Consider the following 10,705-nt stretch of genomic DNA (forward strand, 5'->3'; position numbering starts at 1 on the left):
TCCACCCCGACAGGAGCGATCCCATGACCTACACAGCACCCTGGCAACGGCTCTGCGACTGCCGATGCCCGCTGCACTACCGGCAGACCCGCATCACCTACCACGAGTCCGACTGCGCCTGCGCAATCACCTGTGCCACCCAACCCATGACCCTGCTCGCCGAACAGTGGCGATGCGCCCTGTTCCTCGACCAAGACGGCGACCTCTGGTACGTCACCGCGATGCCCGGCGGCAACTGGGACTGGCCCAACGCCGCAGAGCTCAACACCCGGTACAACCTCGACGACAGCAGCGTGCGCATCGAGCGCCTGCTGCGGCAGGCCGCGCACGAGCTCGGCAACGCCATCCACTGACCTCCGACCAGCTCAAGGTGGGCCGCCCATGTGGGCGGCCCACGGCCCTTTTCGTGCTTCACCACCCTGAGGAGACAGACATGTACCGCACCAACCACAACGCCTACGAACGCGCCTGCGACTGCACCTGCCCGATCCACCACGGCCAGCCCCGCGCGACCTACACCAACCCCGGCTGCTACTGCCTGGCCACCTGCGCCAGCCAGCCCATGACCGTGCTCGCCCCGCAGATCGGCGGCGCCCTGTTCCTCGACGCCCACAACGCGCTGTGGTTCGTCCAGGCGCTCGAACCGGGCCACTGGGACTGGCGCTACGCCACCGCCGTCAACATCGGCCACCCACTGTTCGAGGTCGGCACACAGATCGCCGGGTTCCTGCGCGACACCCACCTCATGCTGCTGCCGCTGGTCCACCCGCTCTAACCGCTTCCCACCGCGCTGCTGCCGGCCGCGCACCGCGCGGAGCACCGGCTATTTTCGTTTCCACGAAAGGCAATCACATGACCAAAGCCGTCATCGGCATCGTCACCGCCGTCATCGTCGGCTGCATCGGCCTGCCCGTACTGCTGCTGTCCTCCATCATGGGGGACGCCCCCGGCGGCGGCTGCGGCGTCGCCACCGCCCCGACTGGCCTCTCCGGGCAACCGCCCGGCCTCGGCAACTGGGACACCGAGCAGCTGCAGATCGCTGCGACCATCATCGACATCGGCGTCGCCAAGGGAGTTCCCCGTTGGGGCTGGGTCGTGGCTATCGCGACGGGCATGCAGGAATCCGGGCTGCGGAACCTACCGTTCCTCGGCGACCGAAACGACCACGACTCGATCGGCGTCTTCCAGCAACGCCCGAGCCAGGGCTGGGGCACCGTCGAGCAGCTGTCGGAACCGGAGTACCAGGCAGGCAAGTTCTACGACAAGCTGCTGACCATCAGCGGGTGGGAACGCATGCCGCTCACCCAAGCCGCGCAAGCCGTTCAAGCGTCGGCGTACCCCGACGCCTACGCGAAGTGGTCCGACGACGCGCTCAACCTGGTGGAACAGCTCACCAGCACCATCAGGGACTGCTCCACCGACGCGCTCGCCGCCCTACCCGAAGGATTCACCCTGCCGGCCAACACCCCGCCAGCCGTCATGACCGCCATCTTCTGGGCGGTCGGCCAGCTCGGCACCCCATACCATTTCGGCGGATCCTGCACCGACCCGCACTCCGGCAACCCCGACAAGCAGTGCGACTGCTCCTCGCTGATGCAGCAGGCGTACCGGGCTGGCGGGGTTTCCATTCCTCGAGTTACCACCGATCAGGTCCGCGCCGGAACGGGCATCGCAGACCCGGCGATGCTGCTGCCCGGCGACCTCATCCTCATCCCCGGCAGCGAAGGCACCGCATCCAACCCGCGGCACGTCGGCATGTACCTCGGCGAGGGAAAAATCATCCACGCGCCAAAGACGGGTGACGCCGTCAAGATCACGACGCTGAGTGGGTGGCTCAGTCAGGTCGCTGCGATCCGCCGGCTCGTTACGTGGTGATCCCGGCTGCGGACGAGGCCGACACGAAGTTCATGGCGCTGAAGGTCGGAACTTGCTTCGGCACTTCAACGGTCGGGTGATGGTCGCCGCGGTGGAGTAGCTGACGCCGATCTGTTACTAGCAGAAAGTATGGCCTCGTACGGCTGGCTCGACCACCTTGACGGCCAGGAATCGGGCCGGCCCGCGCTGGACGTCTAGCAGCGCGAACGCCCGATCGCCGCTCGGAAGGTGTGGCCCCGACTCCGGGTACGTGTTCGTCGGCAAGGAAGGCAACCCGATTCATTGCGGCTGCGCCAGCTGCCGGTTCCGTCTCCTCGCCAACGCGCCGCATTCCACCCCTCCACCACGACTTTCGGCGCGGCGCCGCGTCCTTGGCCCACGAGGCGGTTGCCTACTTCAACATCCTGCAGGATCTGCTCGGACATTCAAGCATGATGGTCACCGCCGACACCTATACCAGTCCTGCCGTTCGCCCAGCGCAAGTGCGCCGGCGCCACTGCGAAATCCGCCGTCCACAACGGACGGACACAAAGAAGCGGTAGCCCCGCGTCTCCGCAGTCGGCCGCTTTTTAACGCTGCGCACCCGAAGGAATTCGAACCTCTAATCTTCTGATCCGAAGCTAGTAGCGCTCCCGCTCGGGGTCCGTACCCGACTCAAAAAAGATCGGCGGGCCGACCCTATTGATTCTGAATCCCACCCACAGTTGCCTAACGACTTCCGTCTGCGCGCCAGGTCCAACCCAGTCTCTCAGCCCCTTCCAGTCGTTTGCCTCGATCAGCTGTAGACACCTGCCGCATACATACATCCGGTCTCCGGACGAAAGTGAGTAGGCCGGCCCCCGCAGTACGAACTCTTCGAATGGGTAATAGGCGACAGTCCTGGCTGCCGTGCAAAAGTCGCACACCCTCTGTCCTGGAAGGTTCGCGCCAATCGTGTGCGGCACCAGCTTTTGAACTGGCTGAGAGTCTAATGTGCCGTTCATCAATTGAATGAATTCGTCCGTCATTCGGACAAGACCGCTTGTACCTTCTCGCTGAACGTACTCACGAAGCCGCTCCATCTCCACAAGGTCGTGGCGATCTTTAGCAGCTATGAGGCGCAATATGATCTCATCGAACCACCTGCTGTCGCTCGATGGCTCAGGTGGATCAATTGGCCCAATAGTCATCTCATGCCCCAAAGTGCAGCAGGAAGTAACTGCATGCCTTGACGTGGAATTGACCAACGTCGAGAGTTATTTCCGCGACCGCAGGAACTATCTGACCGGGGGTCTTCCTTGTGCCCCCTATGCACGGTGTTGATGGATAGCAGCTAGCATTTTCTAGAGCTGTTGGATATTACCTCGCAAAACGTCCACGGTGGACATTACGCAGTGCTTTTTACTGGTCAAGCTGCTTGCGGAAAGTGATGTTGCGAAAGCAGTGCCTGAGCCATCTCGGCAGAAAGCGGAAACCCGGAAGACTCTTCAAGCCACAGCCATTGACCATTCGCGTTTGTCTCCAGGAACCACCATACTCCAGCGGTGTCGATCAGCATGTCTACACATCCATATCGGAGGCCGAGCGACGCATGGAGGGCGGTCAGTGAGCCTCTGATTTCTGCTGGAATCGCTGCAGACTGCCACCGGGCTCGTGTGTCCAATCGCCAGTCGAGTTGTGCAGCACGAGCCGTAGTAAAGCACCAAACACGGTCGTCGACAAGAATAAGGCGAGCGGCATGCGCCCAATCGATCAGTTGCTGTACGGTTACAGGGCAAGGTGGCAGTCTCTCGTCCAACGTGGAGAATGCGTGCTCGTCGACTTCACTTACAAAGATCGCGTAGTGCTTATCGCCGGTGTCCAGTCCAGATAGAGACACGCCCTTCAGAATGGCGCGCTCGTTCTGCTGTAGAAATTCGCGTACCATTTGAGGATCATTCGATATCAACGTCTCAGGAACTTGAAGACCGTGTCGTACGGCCGCCGCATACTGCGCCGGCTTCGTCGCACTTGCATAATTTGCGCTAGGTAGATTGTATAATGCAACACCTCGTTGCTGTAGCGCTAAAAAAAAACCCTCTAGGGCGTCGTCTCGCTCTCTAGCGACAAAGTATGATTCTGTGCGGAACAGTCGTCGCGGCATAGCGGAGATCGGACGTCGATACCACACAGCGGTCACGCTGTCGAAATCGATCCCGCTGCTGGTTGACCGCACTTCAACTCGCGCCTCTGAGCTTCGAAAAGTCGACGAGAGGAAAAATTCGCTCTCCCAATTCGGGTTCCATATTGCACTTTGCTTCGGATGTAGAGCATTCTGAATGGCCTGCGCGTGGACGTCCTCCGGGCTACTGACGATGAGAAGCAAGGCCGGCCTAGTGATCGTCGGCGTTTAGATCATCGTTTTGGTAGCCCGTGTGTGTTGCTGTCCCGGTTGCCGGGCTCATCGTAGGATCGGCTGGGTCGCCCTTCGCGCTAACGTGAGCATGCGCGAATGACCAAGGTAGGCGCGCCAGGTGATCGTCTTCCTCGATGCTGAGGCGCGAGTCGATGTCACTGCTCATGGCTCCGGCCCTTTCTGTCGCTGCGTCAAGACATGATCGCACAGCACAACGATGATCGGAAGACTACTAACATGATCGTTGGGCTTCCGAGTGGGTCATCGGTAACCAGTCGGTGTGCACAACGTGCTGGCAGTGTCTCGTGTTGTAGCCGTAACGCTTGCCCATGTTGGGATAATGAAGTTTCGTACTAAGTACCATCCGAGAAAGGTGCAACAGGTGATGATTCCGTCCATTACCGTTCAGGCAATTCTTGCCTGTTGGTCTTGATCGTATGGCTGAGTTGTCGGGCTGTGGGTGATGTGTCTGGTTCGCAATCGCTCGCCCAGTTGCAGCAGCAGAGGGATGGCGACGATGCATAGCCGATCCACCCGTTCGGCCAGCAGGTCGCCGCTGCATGCGTTAAGGGCTGTGGTGAGTTCGGTTGTGAATATTGGCCAGGTTTCGAGCAGGAGTAGTGCTGGATCCGGCTGGTGGTCTACGGCAACGAAGGCTACCTGGTTGACCTCCGGCTGCACACTCGTCTGCGGCGCTCTGTGAGGTAATCGGATCAATCGTGGTCGACCTACCTGTTCGACTGCACGCTACGGCCTCGACAGTCTTGCCTCTGTTCGATGGAGAATTTGCATGGGGAGACTCGCAGCCTGAACTGCTTCTGCGGCCTCCGTAACGTTGTCGTAGTTGACTTCACAATGGCGTGCGGAATCGCGCAGCGCCGCTACGCCCGCCGGCGAACGGCGCCATGATTCCGTTCTCCTCGCCCCTCAGGTCTATGCCGACGGTCTCATCCGCGAATCCAACCAGCTCGCGAACGGGGACCTCTGCCCTCATCGCTGCAAAGACGCCCAGCTCGTATTGACCGATGAGGAACTGCGGCCTTACTTGCGCCTCGTCGCCTTTGAATGCGGACTGAAGCCGCTCGTTCGCGTAGGATGTCTGAGCGTCTTTGACGGCGACGCGATGACCCGTCCAGGTTGCGAAGATTGCAGCTTCCGACGTTTGGTCCGGTGTGCGGGCGACCAATGCCTTGGCACGCAGCCATGCCATGGCATAGGCGATCGATCCGGCCGCTTCGCCTTGATAGGCCCGCTCGGCGGTGAGTAGGTAATCGTATTCATTCCACTGGTTGCTTCTGGCCGATCCTGGCCCGGAGTTGGGCGCGGCAATCCTCGACACGGTGTCAGTCACGAGCGAGCTGACCGTCGTCCTGCTTCAGCTGGCCGCGCCGCCCGTCGACGACGACGAGCCGGGTACCAGTGAGGCCCTGGAACGGGCCGCTGACCTCGCCGCCGATGCTCACTGTCACCTCGTGACCGGGCTGAATCTGATGGCAGTTGCTCACGCCATTGCCGCTAGCCTGCTAACGACCCGATAGCCCGGCCCACCCGTCCTCTGCACGGTGCCTGTTCTTCCCAGCAGGCACCGTGCGGCTTAGCCACGGGCCGATGAGCGTTCGAAGGCTTCCGGGGCTACCGGCCTGCGCCGACGACGGATCTGGGATGTTCGGGCAACTCGCTCTCCCACTCGCGCCGCTTGCGCCGCCCGAGCCCGGTGCTCGGTAGCACCCCGGCGGCACGAGACAACTCTGCGCCGGTGGGGACGCGCCCTTTGGAGACCTCGGCATCCCAGAACCGGCGCATGGCCGCGACTGAGGACGGGTCGGAGGCTTCGTCGGCCTGCTGCTCGTCCGCGTCGCCGTCGAGCGGGTCATCGTCCGGCGGTATCCCGTCCGGCGGTATCCCGTCCGGCGGTATCCCGTCCGGAGCCCCTCGCTCATCGCAGGATGCGGTTTCGGCCCCGAACTCGGCGCGATCGTCTTGTTCGGCACGGTGCGGGACAGCGTCGGTGACGTCCGCGTGACGGCATGCGCTGCCGTTCGCTGGAACGCCGTCGGCGTCGGTATGGCCGTTCACCGCCGGTAGGTCGGGCAGTGACACCGTTCTTACAGTCGACGAGCCGCTGTCGCAGACGGCGATCGGCACCGGCGGGGTCTCGATAATGCGCCAGGCGTCGAGGTGCGCCAAGGAGTTGGGTGAGGTGGCGTCAACGAACCCGTAGAGGGTGGCCATGTACATCTGGACGGCTTGACGTTCGTCGGCGGCGTCGGGGAAGTCGGCCAGGCCGATGTGCTCGGCGGCTGCCATCAACTGGCGGATCACTTTGCGGTGGGCGCGGCGAAGCCGCCAATGCGCCGGGTCCTTCTTGCTCTGCAAAAGGTGCAGGTTGAGGCGGGCCCGGCCGAGGCGGGCGCGCCGGCGGGCGCGGTCAACTTCAGTCACGTCCCGGCCGTGCGTCTCGGCCAGCCGCAGCCACACGAAGACCCGCTCGAGGGTGACGGTCCAGTGGATGCGGGCGGCGGTCCTGCTGAGACGGGCGTTGCGTTCGGCCGCCAGTGCCCGTTCCCACATCCATGCAGCAACCAGCGGCGCGACGAGCCGCAGACAGACCTCGCGGAAGCTGCCGGCGTCCAGGGCGGACAGGCTGGCGGTGAGCGCGGCGAGGACCCAGACGGCGACACCGTCGATGCCGGTGGAGCCCTTCTCCGGTTCGCGGAGCAGACGGACGCGGGCCAACAACGCCGAGGCGAACAGGGCGACCTCGATGTAGGCGAAGAACGCAATGCGCAGCGGCGACGCACCGAGGATATCCGTGAAGAACTTCCACATGCCCGATGCGGAGACCATTGTGGCCAGCGCCGCCGCGACGATGGTCAGGATGTTCGCGACCGTCAGCGTGGCTCGGTGCTCGGTCATCTTCCGCAGCCGGCTGGTGAACGCCAGTATCAGGCCGAGACCGGCCAGGACCGCGAGGCTGACGTGGAGCGGGCTGGATTCGACCAGAACGCGAAGGTCATCGAGGTTCACGATCAGCTCCTTTGTGCCGGTTCGGTGTACCGGTCATGGCCACACCGCCTGGACCCGTGGCCATGCGCGATGACGCCAGCGGCGGCGATGAGACACGGACCGAGGGGCAGCTGTGTGCCGGGGTTGAGGCGTCCGGTCCTGCTTCTGGTGACGGCGATGGGTGCGTCGGCGCTCAAGCCAAGCAGGGCGGGCGTTGAAGGTTGTGCGGCTGCGCCAGCCGAGTGCGGCCAGCCGCGCGGCGATGGCCACGTCGCCCCGGGCGGCGTCGGGCCGCAGTGGTCTGGTGCACGCACCCGCCGAGCGCCATGGCTGGTCATCGGGGACGGCGTGCACTGCAACGGCCTGGCGCAAGATCGGTACGGTGGCCAGGGCGGGCAGCAGGTTCTGTCCGCGTGCGCCGGGTGCCAGGGTGCTCGTCACGTTTCGTCCAGGCTGTTGCGTAGGCGCGTTGCTAGGGCGATCGTGTCCTCCTGGGGCTCGGCGTCCAGGTCGGCCAGCGTCTTGGTGAGGGCGCGCAGCAGCGTCCGGATGCCGTCGGCGTCGCCGAGGGCGTGGCGGGCGTGCATGGCCTTGACGTAGAGGGCCTCGTTATAGCGGTCCAGGCCGATCGCCTTGTCGAGCAGGTCTGAGGCGAGCTGCGGGTTGCTGTCGAGCAGGTCGTCGGCGAGCAGCAGGTGGGCTTCGGTGCCCCACCGGCGTACGGTCTCGCGGTGCGGCGCCAGCCATTCGTAGTCCTGGCCTTCCGCGAGCGGCGCGGTGTAGAGGTCGCACGCTTCGGTGAGCAGCTCGCGGCGACGCGGCTCGGTGGCGAGCGTGGCGGTGCGCATCAGATCCCGCAGCGTCCACACATCGACGTCCACGGTGGCGGGGTCGAGGCGGTAGCGTCCGGCGGATTTGATCACGTAGGCGTTCTTGGCCTCTGCGGTGCCGGCACGGCCGAGCACATGCCGCAGGTTCGAGGCGTTGGTGTGCACGCGCTGGTCGGCCTGGTGGACGCGGGCGTCGGGTTCGAGGTACTCGCCGATCTGTCTAGTGGCTGCACCGTCCGGGTGCACCGCGAGGTACACCGCCATTTCGAGGGCCTTGGCTCGTAGCGGCCGGCCTTCCGCGGTGATGTTCTCGATGCGCGGCGGGCCGAGGACCCGCAGCCGTGCGCGGCCCGGGGCGGCGGCGGGGTGAGTGATCGTCACCGGTGTGGGGGTGTCGGTGGGCGCGAGCTCGGTACGGCTGGCGTGCAGCGGCACGACCGAGACCGGAACTGCCGAAGCCGTCATGATGGGCGGCTCGCCGGTATGTGCCTCGCGCAACGTGGTCAAGATCTGCACGGCGGTGTCGGGGTCAAGGACGGGCAGCCGCGGCGGCACCGGCGTGGCCGGCTGCCCTGACACGAGCTTGGTGTGCCCGTCCCGGGAGACCTCCACGGTGGTGCCGTGGGCCCATTCGCCCAGCAGCAGCGCGGACACGTGCAGGTCCTGGCCGACGCCGAGCGCCACCTTGGCCCGCATGCAGGCACCGGCGGGCGGCGCGTCGGTGATGAGCATGATCTGCGGTAGCGGCTCTTCGTCGGGCGCCACCTGCCGCAACTCGTCCAGGTCGGTCAGGACGTGCTCGTCGAGGATGCGGCTGCGGTGCAGCAGCTGGGACTCCACGACAGTTAGGGCGTCGTCGATGCTGTCGGCGATGTGTAGCCGTGGCCACGGACCGAGAGCGGCGACCTCCGGACCGAGCAGGTTGGTCAGGGTAGCGGCGTCGATGACGACCTCGCCGCGTGCGTCGGGGTGTTGCGGGTCGCCGGAGGCCAGCACGGTGACGAGCGCGGCGCGGGCCGCGGCGCATGCGCCGTCGCCAACGACGCCCGTGCCGCCCGTCAGCAGGGCCGCCAGCTCGGGTACCTGCTCCGATATCTCTGGGCGCTCGGTGCCGGGGGCGGGGTGTGTCGGGTTGCGACTCACGGCGTGGCGCAGCGCGACCACCGCCGGCGGCAGTTCGGTTGGCGGATCGTCGTCGGGCTGACCGGCGTAGCGGCGGCGGCGCTGGAACCACACCAGGACGGCGGCGGCACTGATCGCGAACGCTAGTCCCCACGGCAGCCAGCTCGACGTCGACAGCTGCACTCCGTGCTCGTTCGTGCTCACCGCCGGACTCGGACGGTCGCTCGCGGCCGGCGAACCCGAGGGCGTGGTCGTGCTCGGATTATTCGGCTGAACCTGACTCAACGGCGGTTCGGTCGCCGAGACGTCGTCGGGGCTGCTCTCTACGGCCGGGTCCTGAGCGTCGCCCGGAAGGGTAAGCGTCCAGGCCGGTTCGATGTGATTGCCGCCGTGCATACGTCCGGCCTGGTCATAGCGGCTGGCGTTGAGACGGTAGATCTCCCGCCATCGATGTGGATCACCCAAGCATCGTTCGGCGATGCTCCACAGTGTGTCGCCACGCCGCACCACCACCGTCATCGGCTGTCCTGCGCGGTAGCCCGCTGCCGGTTCCGCACCGGTGATCTGCCGCGGTGAGGTTATGACCGTGTCCGCGGACATGCGTACAGGTGCCGGAAGCGCGGTCACGTCGCCGCCCGGCGAAACCACGGCTGTCGGCAGGACGGTGGCCGGCGGGCTGGCTGTGTGCGCGGCCGTCATCGCCGCAGATGCTGTGCCAGCAGCGGAAACACTGGCGGTTACTGTCGTGGCCGCCATCAGCAGTGAACCGGCCAACGAGGTGATGGTGGCCCGCAACGGCGCCGGCAGCAGCAGCCGGGCCGCTCGATCTCCGTGCCTGATCACGGTGGCCACGTCGGCGACGGTTGCAACCGCCAGCCATGCCCACAGCAGTACAACCACGGCAGCCGTGACGAGCAGCAGCAACGGCGGGGTCAACGGCTCCACTATGACGGCGGCGAGATCAAGATCGAGCAACGCGTCGAGCCATACCTGCCGCGACGCGATCACCGCGGTCGGCAATCCGAGCAGGCCACAGAGCAGCGCCACAGTGCTGGCAGACTGACGGACCGCGGCGCCGGCACGGCCGCCACGCTGGTTCGGCTGGTGTCGCCAGGTCAGCTGAGACGCCGACCAACTGCTCGGCATGGCATGCGGAACCGGATCGAAGTGGTGGTGCGGACGTCTCGTAAGCATCGCGACTGCGCTCCATGCTGACCGGTGTCGATGAATACCGAAGCTAAACCCGCAGTCGACCAGGTCGTCCCCAGCTTGACGATCACCCAGATCACACCGGTCACAGAGGTAACACTGCAGGTCGGAGGGCTGTTTACCGTCGCTCCTGCAGCGGGATCACGATGGTCGTAAGGACCAAAAGAGCATTCGCCCGTTGCGGTGAAGCTGTCCGCGGCCACGGAATACTCCCCACAGGCGGCCATTTAGCGCCCCGCTGGTGGCCACGGTTCTCCCCATAGGCGGCCAGATACCTCCCCGCTGATCA

The 10,705-nt window shown here is 65.0% G+C and carries 8 protein-coding genes; 3 read left to right on the forward strand and 5 right to left on the reverse strand.

What is annotated here, in order from left to right; translation table 11 throughout:
• The first annotated feature begins 23 nt into the window (after window positions 1-23).
• The 3 genes from OP18_RS57010 (at window position 24) to OP18_RS10920 (ending at window position 1,875) form a co-directional block, all read left to right on the forward strand.
• Entirely contained in the window at window positions 24-353 is a 330-nt protein-coding gene (locus OP18_RS57010) for a hypothetical protein (protein WP_156089421.1), read from the forward strand.
• An 80-nt stretch (window positions 354-433) separates the two neighbouring features.
• Window positions 434-775: a hypothetical protein gene (locus tag OP18_RS10915; protein WP_033358585.1), complete on the forward strand. Its 342-nt coding sequence runs from the start codon at window positions 434-436 to the stop codon at window positions 773-775.
• A gap of 77 nt (window positions 776-852) precedes the next feature.
• Entirely contained in the window at window positions 853-1,875 is a 1,023-nt protein-coding gene (locus OP18_RS10920) for a C40 family peptidase (protein ID WP_033358586.1), read from the forward strand.
• Window positions 1,876-3,262: 1,387 nt separating this feature from the next.
• Here OP18_RS10920 and OP18_RS57015 read toward each other — a convergent pair.
• From OP18_RS57015 to OP18_RS57020, 5 genes are all read right to left on the reverse strand, one after another.
• Window positions 3,263-3,781 (reverse strand): MvdC/MvdD family ATP grasp protein, encoded by a 519-nt coding sequence (locus OP18_RS57015; RefSeq protein ID WP_156089422.1) that lies wholly within the window; start codon window positions 3,779-3,781, stop codon window positions 3,263-3,265.
• A gap of 1,318 nt (window positions 3,782-5,099) precedes the next feature.
• On the reverse strand, window positions 5,100-5,600 hold the full coding sequence (locus OP18_RS10925; RefSeq protein WP_156089423.1) for a hypothetical protein: 501 nt from the start codon (window positions 5,598-5,600) through the stop codon (window positions 5,100-5,102).
• Window positions 5,593-5,718 carry a hypothetical protein gene (locus OP18_RS61795; RefSeq protein WP_260710313.1) on the reverse strand — a complete coding sequence of 42 codons (126 nt, stop codon included), beginning with the start codon at window positions 5,716-5,718 and terminating at the stop codon, window positions 5,593-5,595. Before OP18_RS61795 ends, OP18_RS10925 begins: the two co-directional genes overlap by 8 nt.
• Window positions 5,719-5,881: 163 nt before the next feature.
• Window positions 5,882-7,276 carry a hypothetical protein gene (locus tag OP18_RS52260; RefSeq protein ID WP_052386502.1) on the reverse strand — a complete coding sequence of 465 codons (1,395 nt, stop codon included), beginning with the start codon at window positions 7,274-7,276 and terminating at the stop codon, window positions 5,882-5,884.
• 416 nt (window positions 7,277-7,692) lie between these two features.
• Complete coding sequence (locus OP18_RS57020; protein ID WP_156089424.1) at window positions 7,693-10,401, reverse strand: AfsR/SARP family transcriptional regulator; 2,709 nt, start codon at window positions 10,399-10,401, stop codon at window positions 7,693-7,695.
• Window positions 10,402-10,705: the final 304 nt, after the last annotated feature.

Source organism: Dactylosporangium aurantiacum (assembly GCF_000716715.1).
Classification (GTDB): Bacteria; Actinomycetota; Actinomycetes; order Mycobacteriales; family Micromonosporaceae; genus Dactylosporangium; species Dactylosporangium aurantiacum.